We start from the raw sequence: 23,273 nt of genomic DNA, 5'->3' as shown, positions 1-23,273 counted from the left end.
ACAAAGCCGTCCACCCACCCCGCGATCGCGTGCCACTAACCGCCCGTGCCGCGGGCCGCTCCGGACGGGTGGGAATCCGGCTGGCTGTGGGGGCTGTTTGGAACGCGTTCAAACAGCCCCCACAGCCAGCTGAACAAGATCGTCGGACCGCGCGCCGACGGGACCTGTGCATCAGGGGTGTTCGCCGGGCGCGGCGTGCCGGTGGTGAGGCCGTCGCGGGCTCGGGTGACGGCATCGAGGCCGAACTCGCTCAGCTCACGCATGGGCACCTCGGCCTCGTCCAACGTCCGGTACCGGCGCTGGTCCTCGATCGCCGTCTCCGGACGCCCTGTGCGTATGACAGGGCTGCAGCCAGGGCGGTTCGCTCTCCGCCTTGGTGGGGATCCCGAATTTCCCGCGCCGGTCGAGCATCAGGCTGTCCTCGCCCCGATCGGGGAGCCCGAGCGGCGGATCGCAGACGACCAGATCGGCGCGGTCACGCCGGCCGGGGGATGCCACCTCCGCGGCGGAGATGAGCCGGACGCGCCACCTCCCCGACGAAGACAAGCCCAACGCGCCACCTCCCCAGCGAAGACGAGCCGGACGCGCCATCTCAGCGGCGGAGGGGCGCCGGCTGTCAGCGCCTGACGGGGGACCTGTCACGGCGCGGCCTCGCACGGCGCGTGACGGTTTCGGCATGCCCCGAGGGGTTGCGGCTGCGGGTTCGCTGGGTCAGGACCACGCAGACCAGTACGGCCAGGGCCGCGACCACGGCCGACGGCGCCAGGTGCTCGCCGAGCAGCAGGGCGGACCAGAGCAGGGTCAGGATCGGCTGGGCCAGCTGGATCTGGCCGACCCGGGCGATGCCGCCTCGGGCCAGGCCCGCGTACCAGGCGAAGAACGCCAGGAACATCGAGATCACGGTGAGGTACGTGAACGCCGCCCAGGCGGTGGGTCCGGCCTGCGGTGGATGACTCCACACGGCGGCCAGGGTGAGCGGGACGGTCACCGGGAGGGCGGCGAGCAGGGCCCAGCAGATGGTGCGGGCGCCGCCGAGTTCGCGGGAGAGAGCACCGCCCTCGGCGTAACCGAGGCCGCACAGGGCGATGGCCGCCAGCAGGTACAGGTCGGTGGTGGACAGTGCGCCGCGGACGCCTCCGCCGACGGCCAGGAAGGCCAGGACGGCCAGCAGCCCGGCGCCGGCGGCCAGCCAGAACGCGGGTGGTGGCCGCTCACCGGCGCGCCGGACGGCCAGCACGGCGGTGGTGGCCGGCAGCAGGGTGACGACCACCGCGCCGTGCGAGGCGGTCTCGCTCGTCAGCGCCAGGGACGTGAACAGCGGGAATCCGGCCACCACCCCGGCGGCCACGATGGCGAGCCGCCGCCACTGGGCGCGGGTGGGCCGGGGCGCCCGGGTGAACCACAGGTAGGCCGCGGCGAGGACGGCCGCGCCGACCGCCCGGCCGAACGCCACGAACCACGGGTCCAGTTCCTGCACCGCCACCCGGGTGGCCGGTAGGGACAGGCTGAAACCGAGCACTCCGAGCGCTCCGGCCGTTATCGCTCCGGCGACAGTAGCGCTACTCTTCTCTCTCATGGGTAACAGTAACGCAGCCGAGCGGGTCGCCCACCATCTGCGCGTGCTGGCGGGCACCGCCACGGCCGGGACCCGGCTGCCGTCGGTGCGCGAGCTGACGGTCCGGCACCAGGCCTCCCCGGTCACCGTGGCCGAGGCGATTCGGCAGCTCGTGGCGGAGGGGCTGGTGGAGACCCGGTCCGGGCGGGGCACCTTCGTGGCGGCCCGCCCCGGCCCGGCGGCGGCGCCCGACCTGTCCTGGCAGACGGTGGCGCTGGGTCCCCGCCGGTTCGGTGAGGAGGAGATGCAGGCGTTACTGTCGTTACCGCCGTCCGGCGCGATTCCGCTGTCCGGTGGTTACCTGGACGCCGATCTGCAACCGGCCGCCGCGCTCGGGGCGGCGCTGGCCCGGGCCGCCCGCCAGCCGGCCGCCTGGCAGCGGGGGCCGGCCGAGGGGCGGGCGGATCTGCGGGCCTGGTTCGCGCGGGAGGCCGGTGGCGGTCTGCGCGCCGACGACATGGTGATCTGCCCGGGCGGTCAGGCGGCGCTGTCGTCGACGTTGCGGGCGCTGACCGAGCCGGGCGACACTCTGCTCGTCGAGTCGCCCACCTATCTCGGGGCGCTGGCCGCCGCCCACGCCGCCGGGCTGCGCGTGGTGCCGGTGCCGGCCGACCACGACGGGGTGCGGCCCGACCAGCTGGCCGCGGCGTTCGCCCGGACCGGGGCGCGGCTGTTCTACTGCCAGCCGCTGTATGCCAATCCGACCGGCGCGACCCTCTCCCCCGCCCGGCGGCCGGAGGTGCTCGCCGCCGTCCGGAACGCCGGGGCGTTCCTGATCGAGGACGACTACGCCCGCGATCTGGCCATCGACGGTGATCCGCCTCCTCCGCTGGCGTCGGCCGACCCGCACGGTCACGTCATCCACCTGCGGCCGCTGACCAAGTCGGCGGCGCCCGGGCTGCGGGTCGCCGGGCTCGGGGCGCGTGGTCCGGCGGGCGCCCGGTTGCGGGCCGCCCGGTTGCTCGACGACTTCTTCGTGTCCGGGCCGTTGCAGCAGGCCACCGTGGAGTTCGTGACCAGCCCGGCGTGGGGGCGGCATCGTCGCGGGCTGCGGGCCGAGCTGGGGAATCGGCGGGCGGCGCTGCTCGGCGCGCTGCGGCGGCATCTGCCCGGCCTGGTGCCGCCGGTGGTCCCGCGCGGCGGTCTGCACCTGTGGGTGCGGCTGCCGGACGGCCGGGACGACGTGGCGGTGGCCGCCGCGGCCGCGGCGGCCGGGGTGATCGTCTTTCCCGGGCGGGCCTGGCACGCGGCCGAGCCGCCCGGCGCGTTCCTGCGGCTGACCTACGCGGCCGCCGCGGCGGAGGCGATGGACGAGGCCGTCCGGCGTCTCGGGCTGGCTCTGGGGGATGTCTCGACGTCGTCGAGACATCCCCCAGAGCCGGCTGAACCACCGATCTGAGCCCGGCGGGCGCGGCACGGGCCGGTGTCGCAGAACCTCGCGGGGTACGGCGGAACGGTGCCTAACGCGTACGATAAATGGGTTTTGTCAGGTTCCGCAGAAGGTGCGGTAGGTGCCGAAGTCCGGCGGAGCCGGGGCCGCATAGCGGGCCTTGCCGGGGCGCGCGTCGAAGGGTGCGGTGACCGCCTCGAGGAGGTCGCGGACGTCGGCGGCGGCGAGCGCCTCCTCGACCAGATGGTTCCGGGGGATGTAGACGGGATTGACCCGGTTCATCGCCTCGGTGTCGGGGTTCTCGGCGCGCCAGCGGTCGACCCACGCACCGGTCTCCTCACCCGCGGCCAGCCTCCGGAAGAACGAGGTGAAATCGGTCTTCCCGGCCGCCAGGTGGGCGAGCAGGTCCTCGGCCAGCTGGGCGTTGTCGGCCGGGAGGCCCAGCTTGGCGCTCATGCCGGAGATGGTGGCCCGCGCGTAGCGGGTGCGGAACCCCGCCAGCGCCTCGGTGGCCAGGGCGATCGCCTTGTCCTGGTCCTCGTCGAAGAGCGGCAGCAGCGACTCGGCCAGGCGGGCCAGGTTCCACTGGGCGATCGTGGGCTGGTTGCCGTAGGCGTAACGGCCGGTCTCGTCGATCGAGCTGAACACGGTCGCCGGGTCGAAGGCGTCCATGAAGGCGCACGGCCCGTAGTCGATGGTCTCGCCGGAGATGGTCATGTTGTCGGTGTTCATCACCCCGTGGACGAACCCGGTCAGCATCCACTTCGCGATCAGGTCGGCCTGCGCGTCCACCACCGCGCCGAACAGCTCCAGCGCGTTCCCGGCGGTGGGATGGTGACGGGCGATCGCGTGATCGGCGAGGCGGCGCAGCAGGCCGGCGTCACCGGTGGCGCGGGCGTACTGGAAGCTGCCCACCCGCAGGTGGCTGGCCGCGACCCGGGTGAGGACGGCGCCCGGGGCCAGATTCTCCCGGACGATGCTCCGGCCGGTGGCGACGACCGCGAGCGACCGGGTGGTCGGGATGCCGAGGGCGTGCATGGCTTCACTGATCACGTACTCGCGCAGCATCGGGCCGACCGCGGCCAGGCCGTCACCGCCGCGGGCGTACGGGGTACGGCCGGAACCCTTGAGGTGGATGTCGCGCCCGTGCAGCTCACCGAGCAGCAGGGCACGGCCGTCGCCGAGCCGTGGGGAGTAGCCGCCGAACTGGTGGCCGGCATAGGCCTGGGCCACCGGTTTCGCCTGCCCGGGCAGATTGACGCCGGTGAGGAAGCCGATGCCGTCGGGCGTCTCCAGCCAGTCGGGGTCGAGGCCCAGCTCGGCCGCGAGCGGACGGTTGAGGATCAGCAGCCGCGGGTCGGGCGGGTCGGCGGCCCGCCAGGGGGTCGCCATCTCCGGGAAGGTGTCGGCGAAGACGGACGTTAGAGGGATGGCGGGGGCGGTGCTCACCCGATCGAGGTTACGTCGGATGCGGGGCGACGCGGACCGCGGCGCCGGTGGCACTGTCGCGAGCCGGACACCACCATCGATACGGATGGGGCCTTACCGTGACGGAGGAACTGCGAAATCCGTCACTCGAACGGGCGTTTAGTGGTTCCACGCTGCGGATACGGGGTCGCCGAACGGGCCCGAACACCCGTATGATCCACCAGCTTTCAGATCTAGAGGTGTGTGCATGCGTGAGTTCTCCGTTCCCGAGCGGCTGGGCGGCCTCGGCGCGCTCGTCGCGGTGGGGGCGGCGGTCTGGCCGACGGTCACCGCCCGTACCGGAGCGGGTCTGCCGTGTCCGTTGCGGACGATGACCGATGTGCCGTGCCCGGCGTGTGGTCTGACGACCGCCGCCGTGGCGCTGGTGCGCGGCCAGGTCGAGACGGCTTTCCAGGCCAACCCTCTGATCTTCGCCCTGGCGGCGTTCACCGCCGTCACCGGCCCGCTCGTGGCGCTGCGTGCCGCGGGCGTGCTGCAACCGCCACGCTCGTGGTCGTCCGCGCGACGGCGACAGGTGGGCTGGCTCGCCGGGCTGACCGCCCTGGTGAGCTGGTTATTTCAACTGCACCGGCTCGGATGAGCCGACCCCCTACGAAGGAAACGAATATGAGCTACCCGCCTCCGCCCCCGAACGACCCGTACGGCAACCAGGTCCCGCCGCCCCCGCCGTACGGTGGCGCGCCCTACGGTGGCGCCGGCGCCTACGGCGCCCCGGCCGTCAACTACGCCAACTGGGGCCAGCGCGTCGGCGCCTACCTGATCGACGCCATCATCGTGGCGCCGTTCAGCATCCTCGCCTCCGTGCTGGGCCAGGGCACCGACGAGAACGGCCTGCCCACGGTCAACGCCTTCTACTGGATCTTCCTGCTGCTGGCGATCGGCGTGCAGGGCTACAACCGGTGGTTCCAGGCCGGCAAGACCGGGCAGAGCTGGGGCAAGAAGGCGCTGGGCCTCACGCTGGTCGACGCCAACTCGGGTCAGCCGATCGGCGCCGGCAAGGCGTTCCTGCGTGACCTCGCGCACTTCATCGACGCCATCATCTGCTACATCGGCTTCCTGTTCCCGCTGTGGGACGCGAAGCGGCAGACCCTCGCTGACAAGATCGTCAGCACTGTCGTCACCCGCTGAATCGGCTGATGGCCTGACGGCCCGCCCGGCGCTGGTCGCGCTGGGCGGGCCGTCTCGCTGTTTGCGTCGTTCTTCGAGGGGTACGGCCTGCGCGTGCCCCACCCACGAACCGTCGTCGCCGGCCAACTCGCCCGGGACCTGGTGCTGCGCGTCGACGAGATGCCCGCGGCCGGGCAGTCCGCGGACGCCGACCTGCGACGCGAGATGCTCGGCGGCAAGGGCGCCAACCAGGCGGTCGCGCTCGCCCAGCTCGGCATGTCCCCCGCCCTGGTGGCGGTCTGCGGCACCGATCGGGCCGGCGGCGAACTACTCGACCAGGCCCGCCGCGACGGCGTCGACGTGTCCCGGGTGGTCCGCCGCGACGGGGCGCCGACCGGCCTGATCGTGGAGGCCCTCGACGCTTCCGGCGGGTGGCGCTATCTGCAACATCTGCCCCCACCGATGCTGCTGACCGAGGCCGACGTCAGCCGGGCCGCAGACCTCATCGGTACGGCGGAAGCCGTCCTCGTCCAACTTCAGCAGCCGCCGCGGGCCGCCCTGGCCGCCGCCCGCCTGGGCCGCGACGCCGGCGCACTGGTCGTCCTCGACGGCGCGCCCGAGCCCGGCCCGGAACGAGATGCCCTGCTCGCGGCCGCCGACGTGCTGCGGGCCGACGCCCACGAGGCCCGGTCGCTCACCGGCTGCCCCGATGACGATCCGGACGCCCTGCTGGCGGCCGCCCGCCGTCTCATGCGCTCCGGTCCGGGGCTGCTGGCCCTCGGCGTTTCCGGCGGCAACCTGTTCGTGTGGCGCGACGGCCACCTGCTGGTGCCGCTCACCGACGAGAAGACGGTCGACACCACCGGGGCCGGGGACGCGCTCACCGCGGCGCTGACCGCCGCCCTGCTGCGCGGCCGGCCGCCGGAGGAGGCGGCACGCTATGCCGTGGCCGCGGCCGGGGTCACGGTCCGTCATCCCGGCGGCCGCCCGGATCTCCACGAATCCGAACTGCGAAGCCGCACCTGATCCTGGCCGGCGCCTCAGCGGCCCAGGCAGAACCGGGCCAGTTCGGTGGCTCCGCTGGGGTCTATCCACTCGAAGGTGCCTCGTAGCAGGTCGGCTCGCTGGTCGACGGTGGTGATGGTGGCCGTCATCTCGCCCCACGGCATGGTGATGTGCAGGAGGGTGCGCTCGATGCCGTACGGCAGGGCGGGCAGGTTGTCGTCGGCGGTGGCTCTCAGCAGGAGGCCGTCGGTGGAGATGTCCTCCACCCGGCCGGTGATCGGGATCCGCTGGCGGCCGTCGATGGTCTCGATCTCGGCGGTGCCGATGGCCGGGTAGTTGCCGGGGCGGCGGGCGGCGGCCCGGCGCTGGACCACGTCGGTGGGGGCGTCGCCGATGACGGTGAGCTGATCGTTGCGCAGTTCGGCCTCGACCCAGGTGACGCCGGAGGCGGTGACCAGTTCGAGGACGCCGATGCGGCGGACTCCGGGGCCGTCCAGGCTGAGCACCGGGATGGGCGGGAGTTCGGCGAGGAACGGCGCGCTCACCTCGGCCAGCGAGACGAGGACGATGGGCTGGGTGTCGGGGCAGCGCATGGTGAGGCTGCTGCCCGCCGGAACGGTGATCATCGCCCCTCCCGGTGAACGGCCGCCGACGAACCGACACTACCGGCCGCCGGGACCCCTCACCGGGCGATTCCGGGGTCAGGCCTCCGGCAGGCGGATGTCGTCGACCTTGACGGTGCAGTCGCTGACGTGCAGACCGTACCGTTCGACGGCCTCGATGACCTCGTGGCGGACGTTGGCGGTCACGTCGGAGACCACCTCGCCCGCGTTGATCACCAGGATGACGGTGATCTCCACGTCGGTGCCGTCCACCTTGGCCCAGACGCCGCGGGTGGCGTCGCCGACCTTGTCCAAACCGATCTTGTCGAGCACCGAGTTGAAGAAGCGGGCCACGTCGCCGCCGAGTTCGGCGACGCCGGGAACGGATTTGGCCGCGGAGGCGGCGATCTTCTCGATCACCTCGCGCTCGAACTTGGTGTCGCCGCGGTAGGCGGCCACCTCGATGACCTCGGCCCCGCCGTGCTGCGGTGGCACGGCCGGAACCACGGCCGGCAGGTAGAACTCCTGCGTCCGGTCGGCGTGGAATTCGGCCTCGTCACTCATATCCGTCCCTCTGCCTGTGCCTTTCGGAAAACCAGGCGAGAGCCTACTAGTGAGTCCGGCTCACGCCTCTCACGGACTCGTGCCAGGCATGTGTCGGACCGCCGACTTCAGCAGGTCGGCGGCGAGGGCGCACAGGTGGGCGCGGACACGATAGCGTGTCTGTTGCGATGGTGTGTGAGACACAGTATCGTGGTTGGCATGACAATGGATGCGACGCTCTCCGGTCACCTGCAGGAGCTGCGCCGCGGCACGGTCGTCGTCGCGAGCCTCACCGTTCTCCGCGAGGCGGGGTATGGGTACTCGCTGCTCGAAACGTTGAGCGCGGCCGGGTTCGAGGTGGAGGCGAACACGCTCTACCCGCTGCTGCGGCGACTGGAGACGCAGGGCCTGCTGACCAGTGAGTGGAACACCGAAGAGGCCCGGCCGCGCAAGTTCTACCGCACCACCGAGCAGGGCGATGCCATCGCGGCCGCGCTGCGCGACGAGTGGGCGCGGCTGGACAAGGCGATCGGCGACCTCGACCATCCCGCCGGCACCGATCCGAGGAGTGAGCAGTGACCACCAGCCTCATCGACCGTTACGTCTTCACCGTGCTGCGCCGGGTTCCGGAGGGGCAGCGCTCCGACATCGAGCGGGAGTTGCGCACGTCCATCGAGGACGCGGTGGACGCCCGGGTCGACGGCGGCCAGGACCGGGCGGCCGCGGTGAAGCAGACCCTGCTGGAGCTGGGCGACCCGGACCGGCTGGCGGACGGGTACGCCGACCGCCCCCGCTACCTGATCGGCCCGGTGTTCTACCCGGCCTGGCAACGGCTCATGGTCGTGCTGCTCGCCACCGTCCTGCCGATCGTGGTCGCCGTCATGGTGGTCATCCGGATCCTGGAGGACGCCACGGTCGGCGAGGTGATCGGGTCGGCGGTCGGCACGGCGCTGACGGCCGGCGCGCACATGGTGTTCTGGGTGACGCTGACCTTCGCGGTCCTGGAGCGCACCGGGGTGACCCGGGGCGAGTTGCGGGGCCGGGCCTGGACGCTGGACGATCTGCCGCGTTACGAGCCGGGCTTCCTGACGCCGGCGCAGCTGGCCGCGTCTCTCGGCTGGGTGGTGCTGGTGATCGCCGTCATCATCCTGCAACAGTTCGCGTTCACCGAGGTGCCCGTGCTGGACCCGGCGAACTGGTCGTTCTGGTGGCCGTACCTGATCGGGGTGTTGATCCTGGAGGGCGTCTACGCCGTCTGGCTGTTCCGTCGCGGCGCCTGGTCCCGCACGGTGGCGGTGGTGAACGCGGTGCTCGCGGCGATGGTCGCGATCCCGGTGACGTGGCTGGCCGTGAACGAGCGGTTCTTCAACCCGGAGTGGATCGCCACCCTGGACTGGGGCGGCACGGATCCGCTGGCCTGGCTGACCGGCATCACGATCTGCGTCGCGGTGGGTGGCGCGCTCTACGACGTCGTCGACGTGGCGGTGCGTGCCGAGCGGGCCCGCCGGGGGCTGCGGACGCCGGTGCCCGGCACCGGGCGGGAGTTCAGCGCCCCGCTCTCCTGACCCTTCGTGCTGGGGTCGCGGCAGGTGAGGGGCGAATTGCCCTCAGGTCGGCCCGCGCCGTGCCGATCTTCGCGGCGCTGCCGGAGAGGCACGGTCGCTTCGTGGCCGGGCACATCGATCCGCCGGCCCCAGACACGGATGTTCGGGAAGGAAGACCCCCCATGACGAAGGTTGCCGTGCGTGGCATGCCGGTGCGCCACGACCAGTGGAGACCGGTGAATCCAGAGCTGGACAAGGTGATCCGCAAGTACATCGACGAGGCGCGGCGCAACGTCTGCGACACCACCGGCAGCTCCGCGACGGTCGCCGCCGGTGGGCTGGTCCTGGGGGCGCTCGGGATCGTCCTGGCTCTGGGCACCGGCAATCCGGTGCTGGCGATCACGATCGCGGTGGCGCTGGCGCTGGGCGGGCTGGCCTACACCGGGCTGAAGTCGCCGCCGCTGCAGGTGAACCGGCTGCTGATCCTGGCGCCGCTGGGCGGTCCGGGCAATCTGCCGGCCGGGTACCTGGTGCACCCGCTGGCCTGGCGGGCCGGGATGCCGGAGTACCTGGCCGAGGTCCCGGAGCGACGGATGCGGATCGCGGTCCAGCTGTGCCGCCGGCACCCGGGCGCGGTCCTCGACCTGCTGAGACTGGTGGAGCGGACCGAGCGGTTCGTCGCCGAGGACAAGCCCGGCAAGGACTTCACCGAGGCGGGCCGGGAGGCGGAGATCCTGCGGATCGCCTCGCAGACCGTCGAGCAGCACGCCCAGCGGGCTCCGGCGCTGATCAGCGCGGCGGCCGCCGGCGGCAAGAAGGGCAAAAAGAAGAAGAAGTAGCGGACGGCAGCGCCTCGCGGGCCGGCACGATCGGGTACGGGTCGGCGTACCGGAGACGCTCTGAAGGGTGATGCGCGCGGAGCGCAACCGGACAGCGGGGTGGAAACGGTCCAACAGGGGCTTAAGTTGATCTTCCCGGACGGACAGAATCGGCCACAGGAACGCCTCGCCGAGCCGATCGGAGCGACCGATGACGATGGGTGCCCGGACCGAGACGGTCGCTGAGCTCGACGGGACGGCCGTCGGTGGGTGGGTCCGGCGGCTGGCCGGCAACACCGCCCCGCGGCGTAATCACTGGCACACCCGGCAGATCTACTACCGGGCGGCGGAGGCGCTGCTGGACGCGCCGGCCGAGCTGACCTGGAAGAGCATCGTGGAGCAGGCCGGGCCGCGCGGGTCGCGGAGCACGTTCTACGAGGTGGCGGGCGGGCACGCGCGGCACCGGATGGTCGACGACCTGATCGGGGACGGGCGGCCCGGGGTGATCGAGATCGCGCTGCGGTACCTGCGGACCGACCCGGTGGAGCAGCTGCTCGACGAGACCAAGGTGTGGTCGTTCTGGGACTGTCGGCAGGAGGCGATGCGGCAGCTCAGCGACCGGATGCCGGTCGGTGAGATGGAGCGGGTGCTGACCACCGCGGTGGCCGGGTGGGCCAGGCGGCGGCCGGCGCTGGCGCGGGCGGGCGGGTGCACGCCGCCCGCGTGTGCCGTGGAGGATCTGACCGTGCTGCACCGGGGGCATCTGTCCGGCACGGAGGCGCTGGCGCGGCTCGCCGAGGTGGTCCGCACGGCCTGATCCCGCTTCGCCCGCCGTCCCGTCCGCCAGTTCTAGGTGTGCGCCGCAGACGGTATGAGAAGAGGCCGGGATGATCAGTCATCATTTGTTCATGATCGAAGATCGCGACCGGTAGCCCTCTCATGGAACTCACCCCGGGGCAGGAGGAGCGGATCCGGCGTCTTCTCGAGGAGGCGCTGGCGGAGGCCGCCCGTGTCGCCCTCGAACAGCACGACGCGGCGGAGGTCGGGGAGTTCGCCGCCGACCGCCGCCGCGCTCTCGAACGGTTGCTATCCGGGCCCGCGCACGATCCGCAGGACCCGCTGGACCAGGGCGGTGACGGCGGCGGGATCGCCGAGCACGGCTGACAGCCGGTCCTCGGCGGATGCCGACGTGCCGCCGCCCGGGGCGCGGTCGATCTCGTCGGCGCCGCTGCCGTCGAGGAACAGCGTGGTGAGGACGGTGACCACGGTGACGGTCGGGTCCTCCTCCCGGTTCAGCCCGGCCCGAATCGCTTCGACGGCGACGGCGGCCAGGTCCGCGAACCGGGCCTCGCCGGCCTCGGCCGCGTCGAGCACCAGCAGCGGGCGGGGTTCGCCGGCCCGCTCCCCCGGCGAGCCGGCGACCGGGGTGGTCTTGCGGCCCAAAGGGCGTTCGACGTTGCGCTCGTACCAGTCGGGGCGGCGGCGCATCACCGCGAGGACCCGGTCGATGTCGGCCTGCACCCGGGCCGGGGTGCTGCCCCGGTGGTCGCCAGTGTGGTCGGCGCGATCGCGGGCCCAGCTGTCCAGTGGCCACACGGTGACGCCGACACCGCCCGGCAGGCCCACCCAGGTGAGGATCTTGAGGGCCAGCTCGCACAGCCACGGATCGCCGAGGCCCTCGGCGAGCGCCTTGGTCATCCGCGGCCGCTGGAGGGCGCCCTGTTCGCCGCGCCGCCGCCGGTGGCCGTCGATGGCGGCGTTCTGCGCGCGGCGGGCCAGCCAGCCCTCCAGGTCAGTGATCGGCTGGGTGACGGCGAGCAGGTGCTCGGCCACCGCTTCGAGATCATCGTGAAAGCCGTCCAGGCAGGAGTCCTCCATGTGCCGCAGCCCGTGACTACAGGCGTTGTGCCCCCGGTTGCGGGCGATGCGACGGGTGATCACGTCGTAGACGATCGGATAGGCCAGCTCGTAAGCGGCCGGAAGCAGTCGCCGTCGTTCCTCCTGGGACAGGGCGCCCAGCAGGCCCGCCTCGGCGAGGCGGCGCAGGCGGGCCCGGTCGGCGGCCGTGCTGCGCCGCTGGCGCGGGATCCGTGTCCGGCCCGGCCCAGCATTCGTAGTGTAACTCTCTGTGACCCTATCCCCCCAGATCATCGGCCCATACTGGACTCTGGGAAATCCGGATCGCGGCAACTCAGTGGCCATGTTTCTGGCCGTCGCACTGGCCATCGAGGACGTTCTCAACTCGATGACAATCCGTAGTTTTCCGGGATCACGGTCACCGGCGGTGTGCTAGCCGACACAAATATGCACTACGGTCAGTCTGTTGTATAGCCGAAGGACGACCATGGCCGACTCCGATCTGTACTACGAGCTGAAGAGACTCCGCCGGGGCCGGGGCGTGGAGCGCCTCGGGCTCGGCGGATTCCTCGGGCCGGAGATCCGCCGCCGCTGCCGGCTCGGCACCCACGAGCGGGAGAACCGGGTGCACGCGGCGGTCGTGACGCTGCTGCGGGAACTCGCCGCCGACCTGGCGCCGGACATGCGGCAGGCCGCCATGCTCGCGTTCGCGCTGGACCGCGACTCCCGCTTCCCCACCCTCCTGGACCGCGAGCAGCGCCTGGCCGACCTCCAGAACGTGTCGGTGCGCACCGCCCGGCGGCGCATCGACGACGCGGTGGCGCTGATGGCCCAGGCCGGCGAGAAGACCCCGGAGCCGCCCGCCGACCCGGCGAACGGCTCCGGCTGGCGGGTGTCGTCGCTGCGGGCCCTGTTCCGGCTGGACACCGCGACACCCGAGCTGTATGAGATGCGCACCATCGTGGCCACCCGCGAGATAGACGAGATCGTGATCCGGATCGGCCTGCCGGAGTCCCCCGCGGAGGTCGGCCCGCCGGCGGTGGACGCGCTGTTCGGCGCCCGGGTGCGGGCCATGGAACCCAACGGCAGCGGCCGGCGGGTGGTCCTCGAACTGCCGGAGAAGATGCGGCCCGGCGACATGCACGAGTTCTGGCTGCGGGTCACGCTGGCGCCCGGGCAGCCGATCTGGCCGTACTACGCGATCGTGCCGCTCGACCCGTGCGAGTCCGGGACGGTGCGGGTCCGGTTCGGGGCACGGCGGCCGGCCGAGGTGTGGTTGCTCGACGAGGTGCCGTACACCGATCTGCGCAACCGGCCGCCCGGGCGGACCGTGATCGAGCCGTCCGCGCTGGGTGAGGTGGTCCGCGACTTCCACAATCTGCGCGAGGGCCACGGGTACGGCCTGGCCTGGACGCCGCTGTCCGTCAGCTAGGGGCATGTGGGATGACGAAGAGCTGACCGGCGCCGAGATCCTCGGCCACCACCCGCTCGGCCCGGCCGGCGGCAAGGGCCTGTCCGGGCTGGACGGATGGCGGGGCGGGGTGCGATGCGGTCACCCGCTGATCTACCCGGTGCCGGCCGAGGATCTACCGGTCGCCCTGCGCGGTCGCGCCGGCCTCGGACATCATCGGTACGCCGGAGCGCTGTTCGCCTTCGACCTGGACCCCCTCGAGCCGGGCCGTCGCTACACGGCCGCCCGCTTCGACGTGACGCTCGTCGGCGGCGGTTCCCGGGCCGTCCGGCTGGATCTCGACGGCGACGAGTTCGGGCTGGTCACCGGCAGTCCCGCGTCGGGCGTGGCGGCGTGCGCGACGGTCGCCGCCGGGGAGCGCGGCGGGCTGCTGCGCCGGCTGCTCGGCCGCAGCGGTGTGCCGCGCGCCTGGGTCAACGGGGTGCAGACGGCGTCGTTCGGGTGGTCCTGGGAGGATCCCCGGGGGCGGTTCGTGCTGCCCCGCACGTACGGCATGCACGCCCTGCTGGAGATCCCGGCCGGCGCGCCCGAGGTCGCCGGGCTGCTGGCGGTGCAGGTGGAGACGACCGGTCCGGGCGGCCGGGAGACCGCGGTGCTGTCCGACGCCGTCCCGTTCACCGAACCGCTGACCCCGGCCACCGGGCCGGACGGCGCCTCGGTGCGGCTGTGCATGGCCGCCGACGTGGTCGGGTACAGCCGCCGCGGCAACGCCGAGACCGAACTGCTGCAACACGACCTGGTCGAGGTGCTGGGGCGGGCCCGGCGGGCGGCCGGCATCGCGGACCGGCAGGTGGAACCGCAGCCGCAGGGAGACGGGCAGTTCACCGTCCTGCCGTACGGCATCGACGAGTCGGCGGTGATCCCGGCGCTGCTGCGCGAGCTCGGCGACCGGCTCGCCGAACGGGACCGCGGGCGGGCCGCCGAGGAGGCGATGCGGCTGCGCGTGGCGCTGCACCGGGGCCTGGTCAAACAGGGCGACAACGGGTGGGTCGGCACGTCCGCGATCGCCGTGCACCGGCTGCTGGACAGCGCTCCGCTGCGCGAGGCGATCAAGACCAACCCCTCGGCGGTGTACGCGCTGGGCGTACCGGACGTGCTCTACCGCGACGTGATCGTGCACGCCGTGCAGCCGCCGGTGGCCGCCGACTTCCGGGCGATGACCGTCGAGCTGCCGGAGAAGGGTTTCGTCGAGCGTGGCTGGATCCACGTCGGACCGGAGGTGACCGCGTGAAGGTGCTGTACGCGTTCCTGGTCGGCATCAACGAGTACCGTGCCGTGACGAACCTGTCCGGCTGTGTCCGGGACGTGGAGACCGCCGAGGCGCACCTGCGGTCCACCCTCGCGCCCGGCGTCCGGATGGAGTCACTGATCCTGCGTGACGGCGAGGCCACCCGGGAGGCGGTGATCGCCGCGTTCCGGTCCTATCTGGGTCAGGCCGGGCCGGACGACGTGGCGCTGTTCTGGTTCAGCGGGCACGGCTCGGACGCCGAGGCGCCGGACTGGGCGGGGGGACTGGAGGCCTCGGGCCGGGTGCAGACGCTGGTCTGCGCGGACAGCCGCAGCGACGGCGTGCCGGATCTGTGGGACAAGGAGCTGGCGCTGCTCATCGACGAGCTGACCGCCGGGCACATCACCGTCGTGCTGGACAGCTGCCACTCCGCCGGAGCCTCCCGCATCGTGCTCAAACACACGCCGGAGGCCCGGATCCGGACGCCGCCGCGCTCGGCCGAGACCCGCTCACCGGAGTCGTTCCTGCCCGGCACCATCGAACGGGCCGCCGATGTGCCGCCGATGCGGCACGTCGAGATGGCCGCCTGCGAGGCCCACGAGACCGCACAGGAGCTGATCCTGGACGGCGAGTGGCGGGGCGTCTTCACCTGGGCGCTCTTGGCGGCCCGCAAACTGCTCGGCAACGCGGCGACCTACCACGAGCTGTTACAGGCCGCGCGTAGCCGGCTGGCGGTGCGGGATGCCTACCAGGAGTCGTCGGCGAGGGCCGCCATCCCCGAGCAGCTCGACCAGCCGTTCCTGGGCGGAACCGTGGTGGCGCCGGACAGCGGCATCTGGATGCGGTACACCCACGACGAATGGGCGATCGACGCCGGGACGGTGCACGGCCTGCCGATCGGAAGCGGTCTGCGGGTCGGTGTGCACGACGCCGACGGGCAGGAGGCCGAGATCGTCGAGGTGCGCGCGACGGACAGCCTCGTCGAACCGGCCGGCGGCTGGGAACCGGACCGGGACCGTCAGTTTCTCGTCGTCACGACGTCGGTGCCACTGCCGCGTACCACGGTGGCGGTGGCCGGGGTGGACCCGGCCGAGGTCGCCGACCTGAGCGCGGCGATCGGCCGGTCCCCGCACCTGCGGGTAGCCGCACCGGGCGAGCCGGTGCAGGTACGGGTCACGCTGGCCGCCGACGGCAACCTGGTGATCACCGACCGGCACGCGGAACGGTACGCCGAATGGGCGCACGAGGGCGTCGACCGGGTGATCAAGGCGCTGGAGCACATCGCCCGGTGGCTGCTGATCTGGGGACTGGAGAACCCGGCGCCCGGCATCGTCTCGCCGGTCCGCATAGAGATCGTCGATCCGCTGACCGACCAGCCGCTGGTCCCGAACGGGCTCGGTGAGCACGTGCTCGCCTACACCCCCCAGCTCCGGGACTGGCGGCCGCCGTCGATCCGGATCCGGCTGCGCAACACCAGCTCCGTCCCGCTCTTCTGCGTGCTGCTCGACCTGACGCCCAGGTTCGCGTCGGATCCGATGGTGTTCCCGGGTGACTACATCGGGCCGGGCGTCACCGTCTACTGCAGGGACCGGCGGCGCATCGGGGTGCAGTTGCCCGGCGACATCCCGGTCGAGCCCGGGGCGTGGGCGCGGGACCGGCTGAAGCTGTTCGCAGCCGAGCAGCGGTTCTCGGTCCTGCCCTTCCGGCTGCCGGCCCTGGGCCGCCGGATCCCCGTCCGCCGCAGGGGGCTCGGTTCCCAGGGCCTGCTCGACCGGCTCGGTGGGCGGGTGCACCGGGACCTGTTCGACGCCGAGCTGGGCATGGCCTACGACTGGACCACCAGCGAGGCGGTGATCAAGGTCGTCGTCCCCTAAAGCCACTCGGCCTTCTCGGTGAGGGCGCGCAGGGCGGCCGCGTCGAGCACGGTGATCCGGCGGTAGCCGGTCCGGACCAGGCCCTCGCGGCGCAGGTCGCGCAGCGCCCGCTGGACGGTGTCCTCGCGGGCGCCGACCAGCGACGCCAGCTCGGTCTGGCTCAGCTCGACCCGGATCAGGAGGGTGTCGCCGACGGCCTCGCCGCAGCTGGTGGCGATCTCCAGCAGCACCCGGCCGAGGCGGACGTGCACCGGGAAGGCGGAGAACTCGGACCGCCGGTCGTTGGCCCACCGCAGCTTGCGGCCGACCGCCGCGGTGACCTGCGCGGCGACGTGCGGGTGCCGGTTGACGAAGTTCAGGAACTCGGCCTGCCGGATCACCGTGGAGACGACGTCGCCGCAGGTGGTGACGGTGGCGATGCGGCCGTTGCCGGTGATCGCGGCGAGTTCGCCGACCAGGTCGCCGGGCAGCCGGATGGCGAGCAGTCGGGGCATCCCGCCGACCGTCGTGGTGATCTTGACGTGGCCCTGCCGGATCACCTCGACCTGGGTGTCCTGGCGGCCCTCGACGAGCAGGTGCCGGCCGCCTGGCAGCCGCCGGGTGGTGCCGAGCGACAGCAGCTCGTCACGTTCGGCGACGGTGAGCAGGGTCAGGAAGGATCCCGGCGCCCAGGCCGGCTCGCCCGCACGGATCATGTCCCCATTGGACCTTGCCCACGGTGACCGCGCAATCGCTGGAATGACATCCCGAAGTCCGGCGATTTCCGGAATCTCATCTCAGCGGATGCGGTCCGATCACGGCATGGAATCACACCGATAGCGCGTCACCGTCATCGCCCTCATCGACGATCGCCTGGATCTCCGTGACGATCCGGTCCACCCGGGACCGGTCGGTCAGCCCGCCGACGATCCCGCCGAGCGGGTCGGCCATGCTGTGCGGCACCTGGTCGAGCGTGCCGGTGAAGGCGCCACCGAAGATCGTGTGAAGCACCTCGACGACCACCGTCTCGGCCGGTTCGCCACGGCCGAGACGGGCCGCTATGACCCGGACGGCGTCACCGGCGAGATGGCGTAGCTCGGACTCGACCCGCGCGTCGGGGTCACCGGGGACCAGCGGTAGCACGGATTCACCGTACGGGTCGACGGCCATCGTGACCACTGGTGGCCGTTTGGCTCGGAGCGGTCGTTCCACGAAGGACTGATACCAGGCGGGACGGGCCCGCATCGCGACCAGCACCGATTCGATCTCCCGCCGTACCGTGGCCGGGTCACTGCCCGGCCAGTCACCGGTGCACGCGCCCCGGGCCTGTGCCCACGCCTCGACCGGCCACAACTGGTCACCGGCCGTGCCGGGCACCCCCACCCAGACCAGCATGTGCACGGCCAGCGCCATCAGCCAGCGGTCCCGGCCCAGGCCGTCGGCGAGCCAGCCGGGCAGCCGTGGCCGTTGCAGCGCGCCGCGATCGCCCCGGCGGCGGCGGTGCGCGTTCACGGTGGCCGCGCTGAGCCGGGCCGTCACCCACGCCTCCAGGTGCCGGATCGGCTGCCGGGCGTGGGTCAGCAGATCGTCGACCACCGCCTCGACGTCGTCGTGGAACCGGTCGAGGCACTCGTCGGCCAGTTTGGTCAGTCCCGAGGCGCAGACGGCGTGGCCGCGCTGCCGCTCGAACCGGCGGGTCACCCGGGCGAACACGAGCGGCCACACCAGCTCGTACGCGGCGCCCGCCAGCACGGTCCGCTCAGCACCGTCCCCGGACGCCACCGAGGCCAGGGAACCGGCCGCGGCCAACTCCCGAAGCCGGCACAGACTGTCCGGTTCTGATCGGGTGATCGGGACGTGCGGAATGACCACCGAGGACTCCTTCCGACGGCGGGGCCGGGATCGGTGGTTGAAGCTTGCTCTAATCACCGTCCTACCGGGAGTCCCACGAGGCCGGTCGGACCGTCCGCAGCCCCGATTCCGCACGTTCAGAGGCCGCCATCGGGTGGACAGTCGATTCATTCCGGCTACGTCAGCGGCGGCCCTCACGTTCCCGGAGGATGGCGGTCAGGCGGTGGCCGGCGCGGACAGCCGGGTCGGCCTGGTCCACCACGTCGGCCACCCGGCGCATCACGCGGACCGCCTCGGGGGGTGGGGTGCGTGCCGAACCGGCGGCCTCGACCAGCGCGTCAGCGGCCTCGACGAGGTCGCGGCGGGCCCGGCGGCCCCCGGCCGCGCGGGCGCGCAGGCTCAGCCCGGCGGCGAGCAACAACTGGTCGGTGCGGTTCGCGGCGCCCGCGTCGACGACCGCGGTGGCCAGCGCGACCATGTCGTCGACCAGGCCGGGCGCCGGGGCGGGCGCCCGCAGCAACCGGTCCAGCGCCGGGAAGAGCTCCCCGCCACCGGTGATCAGCTCACGCAGCTCGCGGCGCAGGGCCGCGGCGTCGTCCGACGGCGGCGCGGGGGCCGGGGTCCGGGACGGGGTCGAGGCCGGGCGCGGGGCCGGGCGCGGGGCCGGGCGGGGAGCCGGGCGCGGGCGGGGCACGGCCGGGCCGGCCGACTGCACGAGCGGCACCGGGCGGTCCAGCGGATCCTGGTCGGCGATCCGGTCCGCGCCGTAGAACGCGCCGTTGGTGCCGATCGGCACGACCATGTGCATGGCCGACTGTTCCTGGTGGATCTGCTGGATGACCTTCATGGCCTCCATCCACCGGTTCATGATCTCCACACCGGAGGTGCCCGGCGGCGTGGTGACGAAGATCCGCAGCGCGCCGGCCATCCGGATCAGGGGCGCGGTGATGTCGCGAGCCTGCCGGGGCGCGCCGGCCTCGTCGCGGACCCGCTCGAAACAGGCGACCGCCCGGTCCACGTCCGTGGCCGCGCTCGCCGGCAGCCGGCCCTCGCTGATCATGTTGACGGCGCCCGGCTGTTGCAGGATCTCGGTCACCCGGCTCATGTACAACTGCCCCTGGGTGAGCCGCATCGTGCTGCCGAGCACCGGTGACAGGCCGGGCGCCCGCAGGCCCTCCTCGATCTGCCGGATCCCGATGTCGCGGTCCTCGGTGGAGCCGGCGTGCGCCAGGTGGCGGCAGCCGTGCAGCCAGCCGCCCAGCCCGGCCACGCTGGGGCGCATCGGGTCCGTGGCGCCGAAGTAGCCGTACGCCTCGTCGACCGCCGCGATGGCCTGGTCGAGCAACGGCCGCGACTCGGGTTTGCCCGGCCCGGCCTGCCAGTAGGCGTCACTGAGCAGCTGTGTCAGGTCCAGCAGCGGCCGGGCGCGGGCGGCGCCGGTGAGCTTGCTCAGCCGGGCCCGCAGGGCGTCGATCTTGGACAAACTCCGGTCTCCTCTCAACGGCCACCGTGCAGGAAGCCGGCCCAGCCGGTGACGTCGGCCGGGTCGCCGTCGTCGAGCTGCGCGCTCAGCCGGGCCGGCATGGATGCGGGCACCTCGCGGTCCGGGTCCAGCATCCACAGCTGTGCGCGGTGCAGCGCCTCCCAGACCGGCAGCCGATCGGTCATCAGGTGATGGTGGAACATGAACATCAGCAGTGAGGTGCTGCTGTCCGGAATCGTCCACTGGGTGGACAGCACCGAGCGGGCGCCGCCGGCCAGGAACGCGGTGCCCAGGCTGTACGCCTCGTCGTAGTCGCGGGCCGCCATCCCGGAGCTGCACGCGGCCAGCACGACCAGGCCGACCGCGCGGTCCGGCACCGCGGTCATCAGCTTCACCAGTTCCTCGGCGGCCAGCCGCTGTCCGGCCAGCATCAGGTGGGAGCCGCCCTCGTGGGAGTCGGCGACGCCGTGACAGGCCAGGTGCAGCATGGACCCGGCGGCCCGGCCGGTGCTGGTCAACCAGGCGCGGACCTGCTCGGGGGTGCCCTCCCCGGACGGGCTCACCTCGCCGTCGTCACCGGGGAGCCGGCCGAGGTAGCGGGCGCCGCGGTAGAAGGCGTCGTGGATCGCGGACGCCTCCTCGCGGGCGCCGTGCAGGTCGACGGCGCCGGCGCCGGTCTCCGGGTCGGCGACGATCAGGCCGAGCCGGGACGGGGCGACCGGCGGCAGGGCCGCGCTGCGCAGCAGCATCCGCGCGGACGCGGCCTGGGAGAACGCGACCGAACGGATGGCCGGTTCGCCGCCGGCGCGGCGGGCCGCCTGCCACGGGATGAGGGCCAGTTCACCCATCGGCACGAGCGCCATCCGGGGCACCCGGTGGGCGGGCACGTGTGTCCAGGTCGGCAGCACGCTGTCGAGGATCGGGCCCATGGCGGCCCGCCACGCCCAGTCGCGGACGATGTCCAGCCGGTCGGTCAGGTCGTCGTCGAGGATCACCATGTCGCGCTTCCCGGACCGGCCGACCGCCGCGCTGTCCCGGCGGCTCGCGACGCCCAGGTAGGCGGCCACCTCCGGGCTGTCGGCGGGTTTCAGTCCCGGCAGGCCGAGATAGGACAGCTCGCCCACGGCCGGCACCGTGACGGCCAGGCCGGGCCACAGATCGGACGACGGGACCAGGTAGACCAGGCCGTCGAGATCCAGCTCGGACAGCGCCTCGCGGATCTCGTCGATCTCCGGCGGGTCGAACAGGGCGCCACCCGGGGCGATGTCGGCCAGCACGCCGAACACCCGGCGGCGCAGGCCCGGCGCCGGGCCGTCCGCGTCGATCGCCCGCTGCCAGTCGGCGGCCAGGTCGTCACGGCCGGCGCCCCGCAGCAGGTCCGGCACCGAACGCATCTCGGTGGCCGCGTAGAGGGCCAGGCCACGGCCCGCGTCCAGGGCGCGGACCGCTCCGGCGACGTCGTGGACGCGCAGACAACCGCGGGCGGCGGAGACGGCCGCTTCCCCGGCCTCCCGCGCGACGGCGGCGGCTCCGGCCGCGTCCGGCTGCATCAGGACCCGCCAGACATGGGTACGCAGGGAGACCACCGCGTCCAGGTAGGAGTCCTGTTCGCCGCCCATCCGCTGGCGGACCTGGGACAGGCCCTCGTGAACGATCTCCCAGGCCCGGTCCTGCGGGCCGCTGAGCAGCCCCTGCGCCTCCACCAGCAGCCGCTCCGCCTCCGGCAGGTCACCGATGTCGTTGCGGACCTGGGCGCGCCGGGCGAGCGCGCCGGCCAGCCCGGTCAGATGGAGGATCCGCTGGTGGGGGTCGTCCGGGCAGGCGGCGAGGGCGGCCCGCAACCGGTCCACCGCCCGGTCCAGGTCCTCGGCGGTGGCGTCCTCGGCACTGAGCGGGCCGATGACCGAGGCGGCCAGGTGCAGCGCGCCCGCACCGCCACCGCCGGTCGAGGGGATCGCGTCCGGGTTGCCGGCGATGACCTGGCGGATCTGGTCGGCGGTCGTCTCGATCATCGAGCGGGCCGCCGAGTCCGGCAGCCGGGCCGCGACCTCGCCCAGCCGTTCGAGCCGGGCGTCGAGGTCGGTGTGCGGGTCGTTCATCAGCGCCTGGGAGATGTCGATGGCCTCGCCGAGCGCGACCGCCTCGGGCGGGCCGCCGTCGGCGAGCTTGCGGAACCGTTGCCACGCCTCGCTCTGGAACGGGTCGTCGCCGTCGATCACCGCGTGGTACATGGAGACGGCCAGCCGGGCGCGCTCCAGGTGGATCCGGCCGACCCGGTCACCGGCGGTGATCACCGCGGCCAGATCGTCGAGTTCCTCCAGCGCGCTCTCGGTGTCCGGCAGGTCGTAGCGCATGGCGGCCATGGCGAGGGCGGCGGACCGGCCCAGCGCCCGGGTCCGCGGCCAGGACGGCCCGGCCGGCGGGTCGCCGTCGCCGATCGCGATCAGGGCTTCCAGCGACTCCCGCTCGCCGAAGAGCTGGCTCTGCTCGTCGTCCACGAACCGGTCGATCAGCCCGGCGGCGAGAGCGCCCCGGTACGGTCCACCGGCCGGCGCCGACCGCAGCGCCCGTATCGCGTCGGCGAGCGGGGCGTGCCCGGCCAGCGCGGCGGCGATCACGGCGTACCGTTCGGCGTCCTCGTCCATCCCCTGCCTCCTCCTCGCAGAGGTATCTGACGGACAGGCGGCCGCTGTCCGTCAGATACCGGGTGAGATCACCCACCCGGAAAGGTGACCATGGAGCCCCGGTTCGTCACGTTGCTGCTGGACACGTCCGATTCGATGCGCACCACCGAGACCGGTGGGGTGCCGGCCATCGTGGCGCTGAACCGGCAGCTCGCCGCCTGGCTGCCGGCCGTGCGGGCGGAGGGCGCCGGTGCGCTGCGGGGCGTCGAGTTCGCGGTCCTGACGTACGGGCTGGGCGGTGTCCTGGTGGTCTCCGGTGACGGCACGCCGTCGGCCGCCGACGGTGGCGCGTTCGTCCCGGCGGCCCGGCTGGAGATCCCGGAGCTGACGGCGGGCGGCGCCACCCCCCTGGTGGCCGCCATCGACCTGGCGCTGCACCTGCTGGCGGAGCGGCGGGCGCTGGCGGCGGGCCCGGCCGCGTCCCGGATCATCCTGGTCGGTGACGGCGCGCCGACCGATTTCGAGGGCAACCCGAGCGACGAGTGGCGGCCGCTGGCGCGGCGGCTCGCGCGGGCCCGCGAGCACCGGCGTACCCAGATCTTCGCGTTCGGCCTGCCCGGCGCGGACGACACGGTGATGCGGGCGCTGGCCACCGACGACGGGTATTTCGAGCTGCCCGGCCTGGATCTGGCCGGCCTGCTCGGCGCGGTGCTCGCGGCGAGCGCCGAGGAGACCGATTTCAGCGAGGTGCGCCGCTTCCTCTCCACCCAGCCCTGACGCGGCCGGATGCCGGC

Annotated in this window: 23 protein-coding genes; 13 read left to right on the top strand and 10 right to left on the bottom strand. The window is 73.0% G+C overall.

The features are described from left to right. Window positions 1–35 precede the first annotated feature (35 nt). Both J5X75_RS09955 and J5X75_RS09950 read right to left on the bottom strand, forming a co-directional pair. Window positions 36–263 carry a hypothetical protein gene (locus tag J5X75_RS09955; protein ID WP_208467039.1) on the bottom strand — a complete coding sequence of 76 codons (228 nt, stop codon included), beginning with the start codon at window positions 261–263 and terminating at the stop codon, window positions 36–38. A 353-nt stretch (window positions 264–616) separates the two neighbouring features. Next, window positions 617–1,576, bottom strand: a complete 960-nt coding sequence (locus J5X75_RS09950; protein WP_208467038.1) for a DMT family transporter — start codon at window positions 1,574–1,576, stop codon at window positions 617–619. On the opposite strand from J5X75_RS09950, the gene J5X75_RS09945 reads away from it, so the two are divergent. After that, window positions 1,575–3,014, top strand: a complete 1,440-nt coding sequence (locus J5X75_RS09945; protein WP_208467037.1) for an aminotransferase-like domain-containing protein — start codon at window positions 1,575–1,577, stop codon at window positions 3,012–3,014. The two genes, J5X75_RS09950 and J5X75_RS09945, sit on opposite strands and share 2 nt — an antisense overlap. An 87-nt stretch (window positions 3,015–3,101) precedes the next feature. On the opposite strand, the gene J5X75_RS09940 is transcribed toward J5X75_RS09945, so the two are convergent. Then, the gene (locus tag J5X75_RS09940; protein ID WP_307798009.1) at window positions 3,102–4,454 is read right to left on the bottom strand and encodes a protein adenylyltransferase SelO; all 1,353 of its coding nucleotides are present in this window, start codon (window positions 4,452–4,454) and stop codon (window positions 3,102–3,104) included. A gap of 226 nt (window positions 4,455–4,680) precedes the next feature. On the opposite strand from J5X75_RS09940, the gene J5X75_RS09935 reads away from it, so the two are divergent. The 3 genes from J5X75_RS09935 to J5X75_RS09925 all read left to right on the top strand — a co-directional run bounded on the left by J5X75_RS09935 (window position 4,681) and on the right by J5X75_RS09925 (window position 6,626). Further along, entirely contained in the window at window positions 4,681–5,073 is a 393-nt protein-coding gene (locus J5X75_RS09935; RefSeq protein ID WP_208467036.1) for a DUF2752 domain-containing protein, read from the top strand. A 26-nt stretch (window positions 5,074–5,099) separates the two neighbouring features. Then, window positions 5,100–5,621: an RDD family protein gene (locus J5X75_RS09930; protein ID WP_208467035.1), complete on the top strand. Its 522-nt coding sequence runs from the start codon at window positions 5,100–5,102 to the stop codon at window positions 5,619–5,621. 93 nt (window positions 5,622–5,714) lie between these two features. Further along, a complete protein-coding gene (locus J5X75_RS09925) occupies window positions 5,715–6,626 on the top strand; it encodes a PfkB family carbohydrate kinase (RefSeq protein WP_208467034.1) in 912 nt (303 codons plus the stop codon). 14 nt (window positions 6,627–6,640) lie between these two features. Here J5X75_RS09925 and J5X75_RS09920 read toward each other — a convergent pair whose 3' ends face one another. Both J5X75_RS09920 and J5X75_RS09915 read right to left on the bottom strand, forming a co-directional pair. Next, window positions 6,641–7,231, bottom strand: a complete 591-nt coding sequence (locus J5X75_RS09920) for a hypothetical protein (RefSeq protein WP_208467033.1) — start codon at window positions 7,229–7,231, stop codon at window positions 6,641–6,643. 75 nt (window positions 7,232–7,306) lie between these two features. After that, window positions 7,307–7,771 carry an Asp23/Gls24 family envelope stress response protein gene (locus J5X75_RS09915; RefSeq protein ID WP_183221900.1) on the bottom strand — a complete coding sequence of 155 codons (465 nt, stop codon included), beginning with the start codon at window positions 7,769–7,771 and terminating at the stop codon, window positions 7,307–7,309. Between the two features lie 198 nt (window positions 7,772–7,969). Between J5X75_RS09915 and J5X75_RS09910 the strand changes: the two genes are divergently transcribed. The 5 genes from J5X75_RS09910 (at window position 7,970) to J5X75_RS09890 (ending at window position 11,276) form a co-directional block, all read left to right on the top strand. Beyond that, entirely contained in the window at window positions 7,970–8,329 is a 360-nt protein-coding gene (locus tag J5X75_RS09910) for a PadR family transcriptional regulator (RefSeq protein ID WP_208467032.1), read from the top strand. Next, window positions 8,326–9,315 carry a permease prefix domain 1-containing protein gene (locus J5X75_RS09905; RefSeq protein ID WP_208467031.1) on the top strand — a complete coding sequence of 330 codons (990 nt, stop codon included), beginning with the start codon at window positions 8,326–8,328 and terminating at the stop codon, window positions 9,313–9,315. The genes J5X75_RS09910 and J5X75_RS09905 overlap by 4 nt, the downstream gene beginning before the upstream one ends. 161 nt (window positions 9,316–9,476) lie before the next feature. Beyond that, complete coding sequence (locus tag J5X75_RS09900; protein ID WP_208467030.1) at window positions 9,477–10,133, top strand: hypothetical protein; 657 nt, start codon at window positions 9,477–9,479, stop codon at window positions 10,131–10,133. A 190-nt stretch (window positions 10,134–10,323) separates the two neighbouring features. Continuing rightward, complete coding sequence (locus J5X75_RS09895; RefSeq protein WP_238487607.1) at window positions 10,324–10,929, top strand: hypothetical protein; 606 nt, start codon at window positions 10,324–10,326, stop codon at window positions 10,927–10,929. A gap of 122 nt (window positions 10,930–11,051) precedes the next feature. Next, window positions 11,052–11,276, top strand: a complete 225-nt coding sequence (locus J5X75_RS09890; RefSeq protein ID WP_208467029.1) for a hypothetical protein — start codon at window positions 11,052–11,054, stop codon at window positions 11,274–11,276. Here J5X75_RS09890 and J5X75_RS09885 read toward each other — a convergent pair. Beyond that, on the bottom strand, window positions 11,199–12,263 hold the full coding sequence (locus J5X75_RS09885) for a hypothetical protein (RefSeq protein ID WP_208467028.1): 1,065 nt from the start codon (window positions 12,261–12,263) through the stop codon (window positions 11,199–11,201). The two genes, J5X75_RS09890 and J5X75_RS09885, sit on opposite strands and share 78 nt — an antisense overlap. A gap of 193 nt (window positions 12,264–12,456) precedes the next feature. Between J5X75_RS09885 and J5X75_RS09880 the strand changes: the two genes are divergently transcribed. From J5X75_RS09880 to J5X75_RS45395, 3 genes are read left to right on the top strand one after another with little or no spacing between them, the layout of a single operon-like run. Then, window positions 12,457–13,401, top strand: a complete 945-nt coding sequence (locus J5X75_RS09880) for a hypothetical protein (protein ID WP_208467027.1) — start codon at window positions 12,457–12,459, stop codon at window positions 13,399–13,401. A gap of 4 nt (window positions 13,402–13,405) precedes the next feature. Then, entirely contained in the window at window positions 13,406–14,671 is a 1,266-nt protein-coding gene (locus tag J5X75_RS09875; RefSeq protein WP_208467026.1) for a hypothetical protein, read from the top strand. Beyond that, complete coding sequence (locus tag J5X75_RS45395; RefSeq protein WP_208467025.1) at window positions 14,668–16,542, top strand: caspase family protein; 1,875 nt, start codon at window positions 14,668–14,670, stop codon at window positions 16,540–16,542. The genes J5X75_RS09875 and J5X75_RS45395 overlap by 4 nt, the downstream gene beginning before the upstream one ends. On the opposite strand, the gene J5X75_RS09865 is transcribed toward J5X75_RS45395, so the two are convergent. From J5X75_RS09865 to J5X75_RS09850, 4 genes are all read right to left on the bottom strand, one after another. Next, window positions 16,539–17,237, bottom strand: a complete 699-nt coding sequence (locus J5X75_RS09865) for a Crp/Fnr family transcriptional regulator (protein WP_208467024.1) — start codon at window positions 17,235–17,237, stop codon at window positions 16,539–16,541. The two genes, J5X75_RS45395 and J5X75_RS09865, sit on opposite strands and share 4 nt — an antisense overlap. Window positions 17,238–17,349: 112 nt before the next feature. Then, a complete protein-coding gene (locus J5X75_RS09860) occupies window positions 17,350–18,393 on the bottom strand; it encodes a hypothetical protein (RefSeq protein WP_208467023.1) in 1,044 nt (347 codons plus the stop codon). A gap of 160 nt (window positions 18,394–18,553) precedes the next feature. Further along, the gene (locus J5X75_RS09855) at window positions 18,554–19,855 is read right to left on the bottom strand and encodes a hypothetical protein (RefSeq protein ID WP_208467022.1); all 1,302 of its coding nucleotides are present in this window, start codon (window positions 19,853–19,855) and stop codon (window positions 18,554–18,556) included. Window positions 19,856–19,869: 14 nt separating this feature from the next. Next, window positions 19,870–22,500 (bottom strand): CHAT domain-containing protein, encoded by a 2,631-nt coding sequence (locus tag J5X75_RS09850; protein WP_208467021.1) that lies wholly within the window; start codon window positions 22,498–22,500, stop codon window positions 19,870–19,872. 90 nt (window positions 22,501–22,590) lie between these two features. Here J5X75_RS09850 and J5X75_RS09845 point away from each other — a divergent pair, with 90 nt between their 5' ends. Next, window positions 22,591–23,256 carry a vWA domain-containing protein gene (locus tag J5X75_RS09845; protein ID WP_208467020.1) on the top strand — a complete coding sequence of 222 codons (666 nt, stop codon included), beginning with the start codon at window positions 22,591–22,593 and terminating at the stop codon, window positions 23,254–23,256. Window positions 23,257–23,273 lie beyond the last annotated feature (17 nt).

Origin of the sequence: Actinoplanes flavus, from assembly GCF_017592555.1 — a bacterium.
Taxonomy (GTDB): Bacteria; Actinomycetota; Actinomycetes; order Mycobacteriales; family Micromonosporaceae; genus Actinoplanes; species Actinoplanes flavus.
The sequence above is the reverse complement of the archived record's forward strand: the minus strand, read 5'-3'. Positions and strand labels throughout refer to the sequence as shown.